General features: G+C 46.7%; 11 protein-coding genes, 1 tRNA gene and 1 riboswitch. Of the genes, 2 read left to right on the forward strand and 10 right to left on the reverse strand.

Translation table 11 applies throughout. The features are described 5' to 3' along the window. Positions 1-22 precede the first annotated feature (22 nt). The 3 genes from ACI4J0_RS04040 to ACI4J0_RS04050 form a co-directional block, all read right to left on the reverse strand. Complete coding sequence (locus ACI4J0_RS04040) at positions 23-3,268, reverse strand: FecR family protein (protein ID WP_439764535.1); 3,246 nt, start codon at positions 3,266-3,268, stop codon at positions 23-25. 81 nt (positions 3,269-3,349) lie between these two features. Continuing rightward, positions 3,350-3,442, reverse strand: a riboswitch (cyclic di-GMP riboswitch). Positions 3,443-3,582: 140 nt separating this feature from the next. Continuing rightward, positions 3,583-4,356, reverse strand: a complete 774-nt coding sequence (locus ACI4J0_RS04045; protein WP_439764536.1) for a sugar phosphate isomerase/epimerase family protein — start codon at positions 4,354-4,356, stop codon at positions 3,583-3,585. Further along, a complete protein-coding gene (locus ACI4J0_RS04050; protein ID WP_439764537.1) occupies positions 4,349-6,175 on the reverse strand; it encodes a CHASE2 domain-containing protein in 1,827 nt (608 codons plus the stop codon). Before ACI4J0_RS04050 ends, ACI4J0_RS04045 begins: the two co-directional genes overlap by 8 nt. 171 nt (positions 6,176-6,346) lie before the next feature. On the opposite strand from ACI4J0_RS04050, the gene ACI4J0_RS04055 reads away from it, so the two are divergent. After that, complete coding sequence (locus ACI4J0_RS04055; RefSeq protein ID WP_439764538.1) at positions 6,347-7,387, forward strand: sensor domain-containing diguanylate cyclase; 1,041 nt, start codon at positions 6,347-6,349, stop codon at positions 7,385-7,387. Between the two features lie 76 nt (positions 7,388-7,463). Here the strand turns inward: ACI4J0_RS04055 and ACI4J0_RS04060 are convergent, their stop codons facing one another. From ACI4J0_RS04060 to lon, 7 genes are all read right to left on the reverse strand, one after another. Further along, positions 7,464-8,246, reverse strand: coding sequence for a response regulator (locus ACI4J0_RS04060; protein WP_439764539.1), 783 nt, complete (start codon positions 8,244-8,246; stop codon positions 7,464-7,466). Then, entirely contained in the window at positions 8,243-10,072 is a 1,830-nt protein-coding gene (locus ACI4J0_RS04065; RefSeq protein WP_439764540.1) for a sensor histidine kinase, read from the reverse strand. Before ACI4J0_RS04065 ends, ACI4J0_RS04060 begins: the two co-directional genes overlap by 4 nt. Before the next feature lie 340 nt (positions 10,073-10,412). Further along, a complete protein-coding gene (locus ACI4J0_RS04070) occupies positions 10,413-11,450 on the reverse strand; it encodes a GGDEF domain-containing protein (protein WP_439764541.1) in 1,038 nt (345 codons plus the stop codon). Between the two features lie 223 nt (positions 11,451-11,673). Next, the gene (locus ACI4J0_RS04075) at positions 11,674-12,192 is read right to left on the reverse strand and encodes a DUF4240 domain-containing protein (protein WP_439764542.1); all 519 of its coding nucleotides are present in this window, start codon (positions 12,190-12,192) and stop codon (positions 11,674-11,676) included. A 198-nt stretch (positions 12,193-12,390) separates the two neighbouring features. Beyond that, entirely contained in the window at positions 12,391-13,692 is a 1,302-nt protein-coding gene (lysA, locus tag ACI4J0_RS04080) for a diaminopimelate decarboxylase (RefSeq protein ID WP_439764543.1), read from the reverse strand. 14 nt (positions 13,693-13,706) lie between these two features. Then, a complete protein-coding gene (gene yihA / locus ACI4J0_RS04085; RefSeq protein WP_439764544.1) occupies positions 13,707-14,312 on the reverse strand; it encodes a ribosome biogenesis GTP-binding protein YihA/YsxC in 606 nt (201 codons plus the stop codon). A gap of 23 nt (positions 14,313-14,335) precedes the next feature. Next, positions 14,336-16,765, reverse strand: coding sequence for an endopeptidase La (gene lon, locus ACI4J0_RS04090; RefSeq protein WP_439764545.1), 2,430 nt, complete (start codon positions 16,763-16,765; stop codon positions 14,336-14,338). Positions 16,766-17,175: 410 nt separating this feature from the next. Here lon and ACI4J0_RS04095 point away from each other — a divergent pair. Further along, positions 17,176-17,252 (forward strand) — tRNA-Arg (locus tag ACI4J0_RS04095). Positions 17,253-17,818 lie beyond the last annotated feature (566 nt).

Consider the following 17,818-nt stretch of genomic DNA (forward strand, 5'->3'; position numbering starts at 1 on the left):
AGATTTACAAGCTCTGAAATCATCAGAAAACATATACTGTAATAATGATGACGGTTTCACCTTCATCAAGCTCAGCTGCAAGCTCGCTGACTAACGTGTTCGAATCAATCACTATATCTTGATACATTTCAAATTCCTTTGAATAATATGTGTATTGTATTAATACATCATCTTCAGCATAAGCATACCCACCACTTGCAGCATAAAGATCCATGACCTTATCACTAAATATTCCGCTTGTGGTTATAGTTGGATCGGATGTATTGCCTTCAAAGTTGAAGATTATGGTGTACTGTATCGGTGTTTCCGTTGACGTAAGTGTTACCGGTTCGTCAAATGTAGTGTACTCATTCACTTCTGTGCTGTTATTACTCCAGATGAGGGTGTGATATTGTGAAGCACCATTATTAGGAAGTGATTCTCCAACATCATTGAGACAGCCGCCCAGCGGGAGATTAACCGTTTCGGAAGGAAGAGAACTAAATTCAAATGTGACCGTAATGGCTGCATACACTGTCATATCCTCTGAGCAGGTCAGCGAAGAATCAATGGGTGTGTACCTGTCATCGCCTGCCCAGACATAGCCGTCGGGGAGCGTGTGAAGGGAATCAAGCGTTTCAAAAAGATTGCCGCTCTTGCGAACAGTATCGGTATGTGATGTACCGTTTTCGTCATACCAGGTGAGGGTGGATACCTCTATTGCGGCTGCGATCTTAATATCCGAAGCTTCGGTAAATCCATACTCATCTACCAATCCTCCCACAGTATCGGAGGCGGTAACTGTTCTTGATGATGAACCGTCCTCGCTGTAAACGAGCCAGAAGTCTGCATCAACGTCACTGATAAGTGATATCCAGACTGTTATCACCTCAGAATATGTCAAATATCGTGCGTCAACCTCTGTAGTACCATCAGTATCATAGAAAACAACATGATATGTGATCGCCGTCTGGTTCGGGATAAGTGTAAGCGATTCTGTGAATACTGTGCTTTCGTCAACCTCCTCATATGTATCAGTCTGCCAGCCTGTTACCGAATAATAAGCATCAGCATCAGGTTCGGGCATAGACAAATCGTTATTTTCAAAAGATGTTCCCTTGGGAATGATATAGCTTTCCGCAGGCTTAGATACAAATTGGAACGTCAGCGTAACAGCTTCTGTTTCCTCAGCTGTAACCACAATATCTTCCGTAATGACTATTTCAGAGGTAAACTCCGAACCGTCATACATCCATTTTACGATATATCCGCTCTTTTCGGGAACATCGGGAATGTCGGTGACTGTAGTATTATACTTTGCCTCTCTTGTAGCATACACACTGCCGTCTGAGCTGAGGAATGTTACGATATAGGTTTTTATGGTATAAACCGCTGTAACAACGGTATCACCTGTTATAACATAATCGGAAGTGTATTCCTTGCCGTTTACAGTCCATACTCCGTCATGTCCTGTTTTTTCGGGCACATCGGCAGGAAGAAGATCTGCAAGAGGTGTTCCGTATTCAACTGTTTGTGTATCCGAATAAGTTGTATCGCCTTCGGCGGTAATGGTAACGGTGTAGGTGTTGATGGTATAGACAGCCTTGATCAAAATATCGGAGGTCACTGTTATGCTTCCTGTGATATTGACAGTTCCGCCTATCTTCCATACGCCTGTGTAACCCGTCTTTTCGGGAACATCGGGAAGAATGTCCGCAAGAAGCGTTCCGTAGTCTGCCGTAACGGTATATGAATAAGGAGTGTCTGCCTCAGCGGTAAAGTTCACTTTAAAGCTCTTTATGGTATAGACAGCCACAACGACCATATCCGATGTAACTTCTGTCTCAGAGGTAAATTCCTTTCCTCCGAACATCCACTTTGCCGTATATCCTGTCTTTTCGGGGATATCGGGAATATATCCCACTGTTTCTCCGCTCTTTACGGTGGCGGTATAGAGTAAGCTGCCATCACAGAGGAATTTAACTTCAAATTCATTTTCATCTTCATCGGAAGCCGTTTCCACCGGTACCAGATCAGCCGAACCCGGCTGCCCCGTATAAGAGGCACCATCGGAAGCATTTGTTACGGGCAATGTGGCAACTGTGGTTTCCGAGCTTTCAGAAGTGGAAGTCTCGGTTTTGGTATCCGAAGATGTTTCAGAGCTTTCGCTTTCGCTCTCATCAGAAGAAGTCTCTGTGACAGTGGTCTCGGCTGCCTGTGTATCGGAAGTGACTTCTGTTGAAACAGTTTCGGCAGAGGTTTCGGGAACAGATGTGGTGACAGGCTCGCTGCTTACGCTTGTTACAGTGGTCTCGGAAGGAGTTGCCCTTGTTTGCTCCGATGTAATTACAGAGGTCTCGGGAACAGTGGTCTCCGCAGGAGTTGTCTCAGTTTCGGAAACGGCTACTGTGGTCTGTTTTGTCTCCTCGGTGCTGCTGTCTCTGCCTCTCAGCTTGGCAACTATCATATCGTCAAGTGCCATAAGGTTTTCGTCATTGGAGCGCAGAATATTTTCCCTTATGGTCGCCGATACCATATCATACCTGATATCGCGTATGGGGTCAGCACCCTCGGCAAGCTCGGAAATTACGCCGTTTTCATCTTCAAATACAAAGCGTGAGGTACCGTCCACCTCGGCAGGATTTCCGCTTTCCTTGTCAGGCTCTGTACGGATAGTAACTCCCTTATCCGCAGGAACAAGCGCTTTTTCGTTTCTGGGATTACCCTCTTCGTCTAAGAGCGTGACCTCCACATTTCCGTTGAAGGTATCCTCTCTGATGATATATCCACCCTCAGAGTCCGCGTTCACAGAAACTGTAAAGCTGGTTCCTCTTACTGCCATTGTCGCCTTGGGTGTTGCGACCTCGTAGGAGGAATTTGCGGAAAGAGGTGTGGTTATTTCGTTTAATATAGTACCCTTTTTCAGATCAATGGACGTTCTGCTGTCGGAGGACGAACCTGTGGCTGTAAGCTCAAGAACGGTCCCGCTGTCGAGAAGGACATATTTGTCATTGTCCATAGAAATGCGCAGAGTACTGTCATCGCCCACAGTAAGGGTATCGCCGCTTTCAAGGTTCATTCCCACGTAAGCGTCAAGGGAGCCTGAGCCGTTTCTTTCGACCACAGCGCTTCCTGTCATTTCAAATACTTTAAGGACTCTGTAAGCGTCCTCCTTTGTAACAGCCACACCTACAGCAACTGCCGTTGCCGAGGTCACCGCCACAGCGGTACATACGACGATTATCTTCACCTTTAATGTCATCGCGGCAAAGAAGGTCTTTACGCTCATAAAAATCGCCTCCGAAATTTATAGTCAGAATAAAAATAAAAGGAGTATGCAGTCGAGCCGCACCCTCGGGAATATCCCAACAAATGCAGCCCGACCGCCATACTCCGATAATTTTCAAAAGCTTAGGCTCGTGCTTTGCGACACCGATTTTCATCGGCTTTGCCTTTAATTTGTTAGGTAAATTATATCACAAATAAATTTATTTATCAATAGTTTTTAAACAACTTTGTAGGAAATCACAAAAAATATTTATATTTTCAAATTCATCTCATAAAAACTACAATACCATCATACCGCATTATCACGCTAAACTGCTATATAATACCCAGCTTTGATAAAAATTCTGCACTTCGGCGCTGATTTTCAAGCGATGATGTTTCTATCAGCACAGTCGCCTTTGTGAAATATTCAAAATAATGCTCCCTGAATCTGTTCCAGTCTATCTTTCCGTCCCCCACAGCGAGATGAAGATCGCTTTTAAGGTCGTTGTCATTGATATGCATATGCTTTACATAGGGGGCGAGAGACGTTACCCAGCTTTCAATATCCGAACCGAAAACCAATGCGTGGGCATAATCGAAGCATACCCCGTAATTCGGAAAAGAGCTGAGCTTTCCGGAAAGCGACGCAAGCATATCGGGAGAGCTGTCGCACATATTCTCAATATAGATATTCAGCTGAGGATATTCGGAAAGGATCATGCTCCAGAAGGTCACATTGCAGTCAAGCCAGTTCTGCACATAGCTGTCGGCGATAAAGAAGGGATTGTGGTTTGTGTGGAATATGACTGCCTCCGCACCGACCTCCAGAGCCGCTTCAATGCTCTGTCTCACCCTCATTTCCGAGATATTTCTGATAAGCTTGTCGCTGCTGAAAACAAGAACATCGAAGAAATCCCCGTGACAGGTAAGGGTATCCGGAAGCCTGTGAGCCTTGTAGCCGTCAGCGATCTCCTTTACGCGCTCTCTGCTGTCCAGCACATCGGGTGTAAAGAAATCGTTGAACTCAAATCCGAAGCCGTATTCCTCCGCAAGCCTCAGACTTTCATCTATATGACTCAGCTGCGGGATCATCAGAAACTTACTCATTTACAAGCTCCTTTGCTTTATCATTTTCATATCCGTTTATCCCTGTAAGAGAATACACGAAAACGCCCTTTGACTTTCCTTTGAGCGGTATCTCTCCGATAGGCTCCACTGTGATCCTGTCCTTGACCTGTTCGTAGACCGCTTCGCTGATAAGCACCTGTCCCCTCTTTGCATTTGACTCAAGACGGGCGGCGGTATTTACCGTATCACCGATAGCGGTGTAGTCCATACGGAAATCACAGCCGATATTTCCCACGACCGCAGGTCCGCAGTTAACGCCTACGCCGAAGCTTACGGATTTGCCGTATTTCTCCTTAAACTTGCTTTCAATGGCATTTCCTCCGCTTACGATATCATATGCGGTCTTTACTGCGCGGAACACATAATCGTCCAGGTCGAAGGGAGCGTTGAAAACAGCCATGGTGGCGTCTCCGATGAATTTGTCAAGGGTACCGCCGTTGCTGAAAATCGAGTTTGTTGTAAGATTTAAGTAGCTGTTAAGGATATCCACCACCTGCTCGGGCTCAAGGCTCTCCGACATGGGCGTAAAGCCTCGGATATCCACGAAAAGCACGGCAATGTCGCGATTTTCACCGCCAAGCTTTATATGATAATTTCCCGTTTTTGCGATCTCCTCAACCACCTGAGGCGCAACATATTTCTTGAATGCGGCAGTGATCTTCCTTTTTTCCAGAGCTTCCTCCGCATATTTTCTTCCCAGATTTACAAAATATCCCAGAGCCATAAACAGCGGAGCATACAGAAGCGGTATGGAAGTGCCGTTATTATTCAGAATAATTCCCGCTGCTGCATATCCTATAAGCATAACAAGCACAAGGGGCGCAGAGAAGCGGAATTTTATGCGCTTTGTCAGAAGGTAAGCTATTGCAGCCACCGCCGCTCCGCAGAGAGATGTGACAACTCTGCTGCCGGGAACGGGATATCTGCCATCAATAAGTCCCTGAACGATATTTGCGTGAATCTCAGCTCCGTACATCTGGTCGGAGCTGTTGGGGACTGAAAACTGATCGCGAAGTCCCGCAGCATATGCTCCCACGATAACGATGCAGTCGGTAAACACCTTCGGGTCAATGGTGCCGTCAAGGACCTTGCAGAGCGGGATATTTTCATAATCCCCGGGACGTCCCGCATAATTTATCCACATACGCCCGTTTGAGTCAAGGGAGGGCGTGTTGGGTTCTATGCCGTTTTTTTGACAGTACAGGGAGTATATCTCGGAAGCAAAGCTGTTGAATACCCTGTCGCCGTAAAGGTCGGGTGCGTTCTCGGTAACAAACACCGAGCGGACAACGCCGTCCTCATCGGGAGATGAATTTACAAAGCCCGTAATGCAGCAGTCCTCCATTATGGGCTGCTCGATATCGCTTACGGCAAAATGGTCTATGTAGGGTCTGCCCTGTTCATCAAAGCTGTATTTGCTGGTATAGTTGATATATGAGCCAGTGATAACGTTTGAGCTTTCCGCGCAGGCTTGTCTCAGGGCGTTGTCACCTTCCTCGTCCATATTTCCGAAAAACATTATATCCATGGCAATTACGGAAGGATTATCGCCCAGGGTCCCGATAAGATCGGCATAAACGCTCCTTGACCAGGTGCCGAAGGGACCCAGCTCTCTGAGAGTCTCATCATCAATGGCTATTATCTTTATCTTGTTGTTTATGCCTCTGGGCGACTGATAGACCTTATCCCTGAGCATACAGTCAAGAGAATAGAACACATCAAAAAATGATGTTAAAAACACAAGCACGAACAATATTGCCGCTTCCGCCAGCGAAGCCCATCGTTTTTTACCCTTCATATGCCCCTCCGAACAGTTGATTATTATATATATTATAACACACTGCAAAGAATTTGTCACTATTTTTTGAGAATTTTCTTTAAAAAATCGAAAATTATATTTACAAACGGTAAAATATGTGGTATAATAACTTATAAATCAACATAAGTGTACAGGAAGGATGAATATTATATGAACAATATATCTGCAAACTCTCAGTCTGATATTCTGCTTGAAAAAATATTTACCATCACACAGGATCTATATAAGGAAATGTCACGTCCCGCCGAGGATTCATCGGACAATCACGCCGCTATTTTCAGGCTTCTTACCGATCTGGGAAGAAATCTTGTAAATGCCGACCGTGCAAGCTTCTGGAAATGGGATAAGCGTGCTCATGAGCTGTGGACCACTGCCGCTGTGGGTACGGGAAGGATAACCATTCCCGAGGGCACGGGACTTGTGGGAAAGGCGCTTACGGAGCAGAGAGCCATCGTCACAAACGATCCCTACAACCACCCGGATTTCAATTCCGATGTGGATAAGAAAACGGGATATGTGACAAAGTCCATTCTTGTAATGCCCATCTGCAACTGCAGAGGCGAGTTTATCGGCGCATATCAGGCTATTAACAAGCTGGACAGCGACGGTAAATTCGACCTGGACGAGGACTGCCGCAAGCTCTCTCTGGCGGCGTTCATCTGCGGAATTACTCTTGAGTCCGAGACCTTCCTTGACGATTCCCATCACGACAAGCTCACCGAGCTTAAAAACAGAATGGGCTTTTATAATGATTACAACAAGAATTTCAGCAAGATACTGAGTGACCCCAATGCAGTAAGATGCGTTTCCCTTTTCATCTGCGATATCGACTTCTTTAAAAAGGTAAACGATACATACGGCCATAATGCGGGAGACGCTGTTCTGAGGCACGTTGCAAAGAATATCAGCCGCAACTCACGTATCTGCGACGGCGTTTACCGCTGGGGCGGCGAGGAATTTATAGTTATCCTTCCCGACACGGGGATCAACGAAGCTGCCGAGGCTGCCGAGAGGATACGAACCATCGTCATGAAGTCGGTGTGCCTCTTTGAGGAGCTGCAGATCAAGGTGACAATGAGCTTCGGCGTGACCCAGCTCGACCCCATGAAGTCCATCGAGGATAACATCAAGGACGCTGACGAAAAGCTATACAAGGCAAAGGAAAGCGGAAGAAACAGAGTCATCGTCTGATAAGATATCAAAAAAATTGAGAGGAGCCTGCACACTGTCCCGAGTTGCGCAGGCTCCTCTTTTTATGTAATAAAAATTACTTCAGCAGCCCGTGAGTAAATTCGCTCCAGGAATACTGCATCATATATTCCCCCCTGTACGCGTTTATACCCTCGGCTCTGCCGCTCTGCCAGTCGTAATAATCGCACTCGACCTTGTCCTTGTCAATGCCCATAGCTCCCCTGTGCTGTACTATCACGTCCCCGAAGCCCGCGTTTCTCAGCACGGATATCAGGTCACGGCGTATACTTTTGAAGTAGGTCTGCTTGCCGTTAGTGTCCTCCTCAGTTTCCCACAGTACCGAGATTATCTCGTTGTTTGCGCACATTGAGCCGTTTCTGTCCACAAGATATGCCAGCAGCTCCTTGCTCTTGCTGTACTTAAATTCAAGAGGCTTTTCCCCCGAAAACACATCAAAGTTTCCGAAGCATCGTATCCGAAGCCTTCCGCAGGTGGCAGCAGGGATACGGTAGCGGAGATTATCCAGCTCATCGCGCACCTTTTCGGCGGTTATGGGCTTCATTATATAGCCGCTTGCCCTCATTCCGATGGCTTCCAAGGCATATTCATCGTAGCCTGTGGAAAAGATTATGTTTATTTCGGGGTCCTCAAGCTTCAGCGCCTTTGCAAGAGCAATACCGTTTTCCGCGCCCATATTGATGTCCAGAAAAGCTGCGTCGCACTTATTATCTACCGCAAATTCAAGAGCGGCTGCCCCTTTGTCAAAGACTGCGACCTCCGCAGAGGGCTCTGCCTCGTGTATAGCCTTTTCAAGGATACCAAGCGCCATTTCTTCATCGTCCACAGCGATTATTCTCATCTTGCACCCTCCTCCCCGCTTTCATTCCGCTCTGTCCGCCTGTCTGTATTGTCCTTCGGTATCCGTATCACCGCATCGGTGCCCTTTCCGGGCTCACTTGTTATCTCAAGGGTCGCCCTGCTCATTTTCCAGAGCCTGTTTCGCACATTATCAATTCCCAGATGGGTTTTTCCGTCGCATTTCTCCTCGGCGGGGTCAAAGCCTGTGCCATTGTCGGATATCTCCACTTCAAAGCAGTCGGCAAGCTCTCTTGCAGATATCCTTACCGTCCCGCCCTTTTCTGAACCGCATATGCCGTGCTTTACAGCGTTTTCAACAAGCGGCTGAACAGTGAGCGCAGGCAGCATAAAGCTGTCCGTCTCAATATCCCAGACAATTTCCAGCTTGTTTTTAAACCGCATTTTTTCAAGGGCCAGATAGGCTTTCAGATGTCTCAGCTCAGTTTCAAAGGGTACGGGGACCTTTCTTGACAGCGAATCCATATTTCCCCTGAGATAATCCGCAAAATCATTCACCGCCTCCTTTGCGGCGGAGGGGTCTTTTTCGCAGAGCCCGTATATCGTATTAAGGGAATTATACAGAAAATGGGGCTGTATCTGACTGAGCATTATGGAAATTCGGTTTTCGGCAAGCTCTGTTCTAAGATGTTCGGCTTCTCTTGCGGCATTGTAATTCATGGGAATTACCTTTATTATCCTGACAAGATGGATAAGGAAGAGTATCAGAAATACTGCCTTTGAACACATTCCCTCATGGGACAAGTCTGCGGCGAAAAGGATAATATCCGCAAATGCTGCGATAATAAGCGCAAAATCGGAAACTATAGTCAATCGGTCTGAGACCTTTCCGCTTTTGCATTCGTAAATGCAGCAGCCAAAAAGAACAGCATATATCAGAATGTGGGCTGCAAGGCAGAAAAATGCCGTATCATATATGACCATGACCCCGAGCAGCGACAGTACCGCTGCAGTGATATTGACCGCCGCGGAAGCAAACACCGCCCATTCGGCTGTCGTCTTTGCTTTGGAATTCAGATTTCCCGCAATGCACGCCGCCACCGACAATGCCGCAAGCATAATGCATATCTGCAAAGCGTATGTATTGAACGCGTCAAGCCAGCTCCACAGGGAAATATCCACATTGTCAAGAATATAATATCCGCCGAAAAACAATGCAGCTGCGCCCATATTTCCGACAACTGCACCGCCGTTTATATGCATGAGCCCGAAAAAAAGCGCTACAGCCAGAAGCATTATCGCCGCAACCATCAGAGATACGCCGATCATCCTGCTAAGCTTACTCTTTTTCATCATAAAGCTGCTGAAGGCTTCCTCCGAACCGCCGTAAACCGAGTCCAGCAGCTCGTTGTATGCATTTGTGTTTCCGAATTTGTGAGGGTTTGCAAGATGTATCTCCACTATGTCATCTTCGGAAATTTCAGGGGTGAGCCAATGCCGCCATACTCTGCCGCAGGTGGTACTGTTCAGTCCTATCTCGTTTCTGCTGTCATCAAAAACCTGCTCTCCGTCTATAAAGATATCCATAGTAATATGGTCAAGATAAAAATGTAAATTTGCCCCTTCTGGAAATCCTATCCCGAAGCTGCCTTTCAGGATAACACTGCCGTATTCGGCGGGAATATCCGTATCCTCAGACAACGTTTGCCAGGTCTCACCGCTGTCAAGGCTGTATTCTCCTTTAAATCCTAAGGGTAAAAAAATTGACCTGGTTGCCTGAATGCTTCCGAAGCAGGCTGTAAGAAGTGCTGCTGCCAATAAAATTATCGCTGTGATACGTCCCACAAGATCAACAGGTACTTTTTTCAAAAGATCATCTCCGAGATAAAATGCATTTATACTAATCTTTAATCGTTCTGTAGACAAAGGCGGCAGATAGAACGCTGCCAATCTAGGAAAGCGACCGCAGGCGGGCTGTCGCCCGGCAAGGGAGCTTGACGACGAGTGGCTGCGTTATAGCTGTCGGATTTGTCTATAGGTTGGTTAAAGATTAGTATTATGTATGCGGTATAATTATTTTACCACATAATGTCGAAAAATGTCAAGTGTTTTGAAAAGTTGTGTATCACCATTCACATTCCGAAAAAAAGAGCCCGGACCTGCCGATAAACAGGTCTCAAGCCCTTTCTGTTTGTTATGTATATTATTCTTACTTTGAAACGACGCGGTTTTTACCCTTGACCTTTGCCCTTGCCAGCTTTTCCTCGGCATTTCGGAATATGCGCGATATCTCCATACCGTGGGAATATTCCTCAATTCCTGCGCTGAAGGTAAATTCCTCCTGCTTCTCGCTTACGGAAAAGGCGGCGTATTCCTTGCGGACATTATCAAGCATATCCTCGGTTTTCATAACATCGCCAATGCATACGATCATAAATTTCTGACCGCCGTACCGCGCCGCAATGCCCGAGGTTCCCGAAGCATTGTTGATTATCCCCGCAAATTCGGTTATGACCATATCGCCGAAGGGCAGACCGTATTTTTCATTTATCAGCTTGAAATTATCAAGGTCGATAAGGGCAGCGCAGAATTTCTTCTCGCCCCGTACAAGTCCGTTTAAATATTCCGTCAGATAGGAACGGTTATATATACCCGTCTGAGCGTCCAGCTTGTTTATCTCACCAAGCTCGTCGGCAAGCTTTTTAAGCTCCCTGTTTTTATCCTCATACTGCCTTATGATGATGCTCAGGCAGTAGAACATTGCCGCCGCGGATATCAGGAATGCGCTCAGTCCCGTACCGAAATACTCCGAAGAGTCATACCTGGTGATAACATCGCAGAATGCAAATCTCGCCCCTATGACTGCCCCGTCATAGACCATAGCTGCGGCAAATAACGCTCCACGCCTTTTTTCATCGCAGAAAGCAATAATGGTGAAAAGCCCCAGCAGCATATAGGGAAAGGTTGACGCACCGTAAGCCAGAAACAGCATCGGGAACTCAAAAATTATGATAAGCCCCAGAATTATGCCCAGCGGGACTCTTACCTTGCCTGTTTTAAGCCCGTAAACCCCTGCCGCGCCGATAATAAGGGCGCAGATACCGCAGGCGGCGGTTATCCAATTTACTCCGTAAACCGCAATATTCACCGCAAAGCCAAGGGAATTTGAAGCAATACCTGCTGCGGCAAGCACAGCAAACATTCTTTTTTTAAGATCTATGGATCGATCAAAAAGCTTTTTAAACATTATAACCTCGCAGAAAAATAAATTTTCTGTCAGCACACGGGGGTCAGAAACAAAGTCATATCTTCTGTTATTACCATTATACCACATTTACCCTGTATCAGTATTGTAATATTGCTGAAATACCCGTTAATTTTTGATTAAGCAGTATGATCTCCTATCAGCATATAGGGATATGAAGATCAAAAAAGCGTCTTCCGCAGTCATACGGAAAACGCTCTGAATGTTATTTCCACATTTCCTCATTGCTGTGGGACTTGATGGAAAAAGGCGGCTTATGAGGATATTTTGAGACACTCATAAGGTGCTTTGCAGACCATGCCTCCGCCGCAGCGGTAACAAGACCGTCTGTGGAGCCGTACCATTTTCCGTTGTCGAAATGTATTTCCTCCGTATTTATCTTCTCGCGGTGACCAAGGACTTTGGTATATGTTTCCATACCCGAAGCAACGGCAAGACATCTTGCGCTGAGGAATTTATCCTCCGAAAACTCCTCGTCCCCGAAGATATCCTCCGCCCACTTCTTTCCGTCCAGGGAATATATCAGCTCGCAGAGCTTGTCGTCAAAGGAAAAGATATAGCTGTCCTCGCAGTGCTTGAGATGACGGACGATAGATGATACCACCGCTTCGCTGTCGCCGCCGTATTCGTGGTCGATGCTGTCGATTATCTCCCAGAAATCCTTGTCGGTGACAGTTTTGCTTGTTGTCTGACTGCGCATAAACAGGTCCATTATAATACTCACAAAAGTACCCCCTTAAAAAGCTTCCTCTAAGGAAGCCACACTTATTATCATATTCATCATATAAAATTATAACACAAATCACAAAAAAATCAATAGGATACTGCAAATTTTAATGAATTTTACACCAAAACATCATCTTGCACAAAGAAAAAACGCCGTAATGTACATTTCGCACATTACGGCGTCAGCTTTATAAATTCAGTCCAGATCGTTTCTAACGATATCTTCAAGGGTCTCTCTCTTCACAACTACCCTGCTCTTTCCGTCCCTGAGCATGACCACAGCAGGCTTGGGGATACGGTTATAATTTGAGGACATTGAGTAATTGTATGCGCCCGTAGCAAGGACAGCAAGGATATCTCCCGGCTCCACAGGCTGAATGGGCATGCCCTCACCGATAAGGTCTCCCGTTTCGCAGCACTTTCCTGCAACGGTGACAGTTTCGCTCTTGGGAAGGTTTGCCTTGTTTGCCACCTCAACATCATACTTTGACTGATAAAGCGCATATCTGGGATTGTCGCACATACCGCCGTCAACAGATACATATGTACGGATATTGGGTATCTCCTTTTTTCCGCCCACGGTGTAAAGGGTAATGCCTGCAGGTGCGGCAACAGAGCGTCCCGGCTCGATAAGGATAAAGGGCAGCTTTACGTTCTTTTCCGCACAAACTTCCTTTACCTTCTCGGAGACCTTCTCCATATACTTGTCATAAGCTACGGGAGCGTCCTCCTCGGTGTACTTGATACCGAAGCCGCCGCCCAGATTAAGCTCCTTTACCTCGAAGCCAAGCTCGTCCTTTATCTTTGCGATGAATGTGAGCATTACCTCAGCCGCTCTAACAAAGGGGTCGATATCGAATATCTGACTTCCGATGTGGCAGTGAAGTCCCACAAGGTTGATATGGCTGCACTCGATAGCCTTCTTAACAGCTTCATATGCCTCCCCTGTTTCAAGGGCAAAGCCAAACTTGCTGTCTATCTGACCTGTCATAATGAAATTATGAGTGTGAGCGTCGATGCCGGGCTTGATCCTGTACATAATATTTGCGCTCCTGCCTGTCTGCTCCGCAAGGCGGTTAAGACGCTCAAGCTCGTAAATATTATCTACAATTATCCTGCCCACGCCCTTTTCAAGGGCAAAGGAAAGCTCGCTGTCGGTCTTGTTGTTTCCGTGGAAGCAAAGCTTTTCGGGAGGGAAACCAACGCTCAGAGCCGTGTAAAGCTCGCCCTCGGAGACCACGTCCAGACCCAGACCCTCTTCAAGCATTATCCTGCACATAGCCTTGCAGCAGAACGCCTTGCTGGCATAGCAGACAAGTCCCTCGCCGCCGTAATACTTGTCCATTGACTCCTTGAAGCTGCGGCAGTGCTCTCTGATAAGTCCCTCGTCCATTACGTAAAGAGGGGTGCCGTACTGCTTTGCAAGCTCAACGGTATCGATACCCCCCGCAGTAAGATGACCCTGCTCATTGACCGCTAAATTCTTTGATACTAACATATTCTCATATCCTTTCACTTTTCTGCGTCATTATCTTTATCGTCGGCAAGCTCCTCGATTATCTGTCTTATCTTCTCAGCGCCCTCCCCCGTCTGAGCGGAGAATTCCACCTTTTCGATATCCTCGAAATATGGAATTTCCGTGGCAAATCCCGACATACGCTCCTCACGCTCACGCTTTGAAAGCTTATCCGCCTTTGTGAATACTATGGCAAAGGGAAGCTCGCTCTCAATAAGGAAATCTATCATCTGCAGATCGTCCTTTGTGGGCGGGTGGCGCATATCGATGAGCTGGAAAATGAGGCTGAGCTGTCTGTCGTCATGCAAATACCCCTCGATAAGCCCCGACCAGCGCACCTTGTCGGATTTTGCCACCTTTGCATAGCCGTAGCCGGGGAGGTCAACGAGGAAGATATTTTCCAAGCTGTAAAAATTTATAGTCGCTGTTTTTCCGGGAACGGCGGACACTCTCGCTAAATTCTTCCTGTTGAAAACCTTGTTGATAAGAGAAGATTTTCCCACATTGGAACGCCCTGCGAAGGCTATCTCCACCCTGTCCGAGGGCGGCAGCTGGGAATATTCGCCGTATGACCTGAAAAATTCTGCTTTGTTAAAGTTCATAATGTCCTCCTTATGGGGGAAATTCAGCTGTGCTTTCTCGAATGAACAGGAACTCTCCTGTCCTCCTCCCGGGCAGTCAGCACAGCAGCGGAACGAGGCTCCTCGTTTCGGGAAATATCGGGCTTTTTCGTAAGAGCGGCGTCAAGAACGTCCGTTATCCTCTCGGCGAAGATAAATTCCATATTGTCCTTTACCGCCTTGTCCACCTCGTCAAGGTCGCCCTTGTTTCCTGCGGGGATAATAACAGCTTTAAGCCCTTCCTTATAAGCCGCCATGGTCTTTTCACGAAGTCCGCCGATAGGAAGCACCCTGCCTCTGAGGGTTATCTCACCCGTCATAGCCACATCTCCCCTTACGGGAATGCCCGAAAGTGCGGAGACAAGCGCTGTTGTCATTGTAACGCCTGCGGAGGGACCGTCCTTGGGAGTTGCGCCCTCGGGAGCGTGAATGTGAATGTCCTTTTCCTTATAGAAATTGCTATCGATACCGTATCTGTCGGCAACGGAGCGGACGTAGCTCACAGCTATCTTTGAGCTTTCCTTCATAACATCGCCCAGAGAGCCTGTAGCCTCCACATTTCCCTTGCCGTCCATTACAATCACCTCAAGGGGCATAATTACGCCGCCTACGGAAGTCCATGCAAGACCGTTCACAATGCCCACCTCATCGGTATGGGATACCACGTCCTCGATGTACTTTCTGTGTCCCAGATAATCCTCAAGGTTGGAAGCGGTAACGGATACCTTGGTCTTTTCGCCTTCGCAAAGCTCCTTTGCAGCCTTTCGGCAGAGGGACGCTATCTGTCTTTCAAGCTCTCTTACTCCCGCCTCACGGGTGTAAAAATCAATGAGCATATATACTGCCTTGTCGGCGATTTTAAGCTGAGAAGCCTTCAAGCCGTGCTTTTTCAGCTGCTTTGAGATAAGGTGTTCCTTTGCAATGTGGAACTTTTCCTCACGGGTATAGCTTGTAAGCTCGATAATTTCCATTCTGTCCTTGAGGGGCGGGTCAATGGTGCTCAGATCGTTTGCGGTAGTGATGAACATCACCTTGCTCAGGTCAAAGGGCAGCTCGGTGTAATGGTCTCTGAAGGTGCTGTTCTGCTCGCTGTCGAGGACTTCAAGAAGTGCGGAAGAGGGGTCGCCCTTGTAGTCTCCCGATATCTTGTCGATCTCGTCAAGGAGAATGAGCGGATTGCTGCTTCCCGCCTTGATAAGCCCGTCGATTATCCTTCCGGGCATTGCCCCCACGTAGGTCTTTCTGTGACCTCTTATGTCCGACTCGTCCCTTACACCGCCGAGGGAGATGCGCACATATTTTTTTCCCAGTGCCTTGGCAATGGACTTTGCCACAGAGGTCTTGCCCACGCCCGGAGGTCCGTACAGGCAGATTATCTGACCGCTGCCCTCGGGAGCCAGCTTTTTAACGGCAATGGTCTCGAGTATCCTCTCCTTGACCTTATCCATACCGTAGTGGTCTTTGTCAAGCTGAGCCTTTACCTTTTTAAGGTCTATCTTATCCTTTGTGAACTTGTTCCAGGGCAGCTCAAGGCAGGTGTCAAGGTAATTTCTGATAACATAAGCCTCCTGCGAGGAGGAGGAAGTGCGGGCAAGTCTGTCCGCCTCCTTAGACAGCTTTTCGGCTATTTCCTCGGGAAGCGAAAGCTCGTTTATCCTGTCAAGATAATCGAAAGCCTCGTCCTGAACGGAATCCTCTTCCCCAAGCTCTCTGGAAATGACCTTCATCTGCTCTCTGAGGTAATATTCTCTCTGACTTTCGTCAACCTGCTGTCTCAGCTTGTCCTGAATTTCCTTTTCAATGCCCATTACCTCTGCCTCACGGGAAAGCATGGCAAGGAGCATACCGAGCTTGATGTGAAGTCCGTTAGCCTCGAGAAGCTGCTGCTTTTCGCTCACAGGCAGGGGCATACTTACGGCAATATTGTCAAAAATGCTCTTGGGGTCGTCGCTTCCGATAATAGACTCTATGTAATCCTTCGGCATGCGGGGCATATTTTCGCAATATGCCTTAAATTCGTCCTTTACCGCACGGACCAGAGCCTCCATTTCCAGAGGGTCGATCTTCAGATTTCTCTCGGGATATTTCTTCACCGAAGCGGTATAGAAGGGCTCATTGGACACGATATTCACAAGCTTTGCACGGTAAAGCCCCTCCGCCATAACGCGTGTAACTCCCCCGGGAGTTTTGAGCAGCTGCTTTACCTCGGCTACCACGCCCACCTTGTATATCTTATCGGGCTCGGTCTCCTCGGAATAATCGCTCTGAGCCGTAAGGAAGATAAGCTTGTTTCCCTTAGCGGCGGCGGTAAGCGCCTTGGTGGACTTGTCTCTCGCCACATCAAAATGTATCATCACCTTGGGGAATACCACAAGTCCCCTCAGCAAAAGCATAGGAAGCTCGAGTGGAGCTGTCCTTGAAGTTTCATTACTCATAATCAAACGCCATCCTTAATAGGTATTTTGCAGACAAAATCCGCAAAAGCTTCATTCTGCAGATCATGTCCGCTGCACACCCGTGCGATAATACCCCATTTGCATTGGACGGGCAATGCGTAAACAAAGCACGGTTACACATAATATTATAATACATTTTCTCCAATAATGCAAGTAACAATTTATATATTTTTACTTTCATATTCTATGTATAAATACGTGCATAATATTGCAAAAAAACTTTCAGTCTCAGAAAAAAGCCCCAAAAGCCTATTTTCTTTCCGAACATTTTTTCTGTATTTAATGAAAAACCGCTCTAAACAAAGAATTTTCGCACCGGGAAATTTTTTTTGAAAAAAAGCTTGACAAACTCAAATCAAAGTGATATAATATAATAGTTGATTGAAGATGCGTTGCTAGCTCAGCTGGATAGAGTGACTGGCTACGAACCAGTAGGTCAGGGGTTCGAGTCCCTTGCAGCGCACCAACAACAGCCACGTAAACACGTCGTTTACGTGGCTTCTTCTTTTTAGAATAACCCACTTTATAACCCACTTATATTATTGAAATGTATAAAAACAGGACAGCAAAGCCAAGTTTTATACCCTTATTCATTATCCTACATCAAAAAAATCAAAAGATATATACAAAAAGCCTTGCGAATCGCAAGGCTTTAATGGCATATTTTCTTTTCAGCATTTCTGCCTATTCAGGGTTTGGCTCATATGCGAACCATAAGATAAGCTCCATCTTGCCGTTGCCTGACCAACCTCAAGACTTCATCACTTAGTAAGCTGCTACGACTGTTAAGTTTCGTCAGCGTACTCGACAGCTCCTGCTGTCTGCTCAACAGATATTCTGTTGCTATTATCATTATAGTTCATAAACAGAAAAATGTCAATAGCTTTAAAAAGATTTGAATTCCCTTGTCAAATAAATGAGGAACAGCATCAGCTGCTCCTCATTTATTTCCCCATTGGGGAATTATCAATTATCTACTTTCTCCTCTTTCAGTCCCTCTTTCATCGTCAATATCAATATTAGTTTCAACAA

It is taken from the genome of Huintestinicola sp. (assembly GCF_051882455.1).
GTDB lineage: Bacteria > Bacillota > Clostridia > Oscillospirales > Ruminococcaceae > Huintestinicola.

Bases quoted from the DNA above. Each gene is read 5' to 3' on its own strand.
- ACI4J0_RS04070 (WP_439764541.1), bottom strand. From the start codon at position 11,450: ATGTTTAAAAAGCTTTTTGATCGATCCATAGATCTTAAAAAAAGAATG.
- ACI4J0_RS04040 (WP_439764535.1), bottom strand. From the start codon at position 3,268: ATGAGCGTAAAGACCTTCTTTGCCGCGATGACATTAAAGGTGAAGATA.
- ACI4J0_RS04055 (WP_439764538.1), top strand. From the start codon at position 6,347: ATGAACAATATATCTGCAAACTCTCAGTCTGATATTCTGCTTGAAAAA.
- ACI4J0_RS04050 (WP_439764537.1), bottom strand. From the start codon at position 6,175: ATGAAGGGTAAAAAACGATGGGCTTCGCTGGCGGAAGCGGCAATATTG.
- ACI4J0_RS04060 (WP_439764539.1), bottom strand. From the start codon at position 8,246: ATGAGAATAATCGCTGTGGACGATGAAGAAATGGCGCTTGGTATCCTT.
- lon (WP_439764545.1), bottom strand. From the start codon at position 16,765: ATGAGTAATGAAACTTCAAGGACAGCTCCACTCGAGCTTCCTATGCTT.
- ACI4J0_RS04045 (WP_439764536.1), bottom strand. From the start codon at position 4,356: ATGAGTAAGTTTCTGATGATCCCGCAGCTGAGTCATATAGATGAAAGT.
- yihA (WP_439764544.1), bottom strand. From the start codon at position 14,312: ATGAACTTTAACAAAGCAGAATTTTTCAGGTCATACGGCGAATATTCC.
- lysA (WP_439764543.1), bottom strand. From the start codon at position 13,692: ATGTTAGTATCAAAGAATTTAGCGGTCAATGAGCAGGGTCATCTTACT.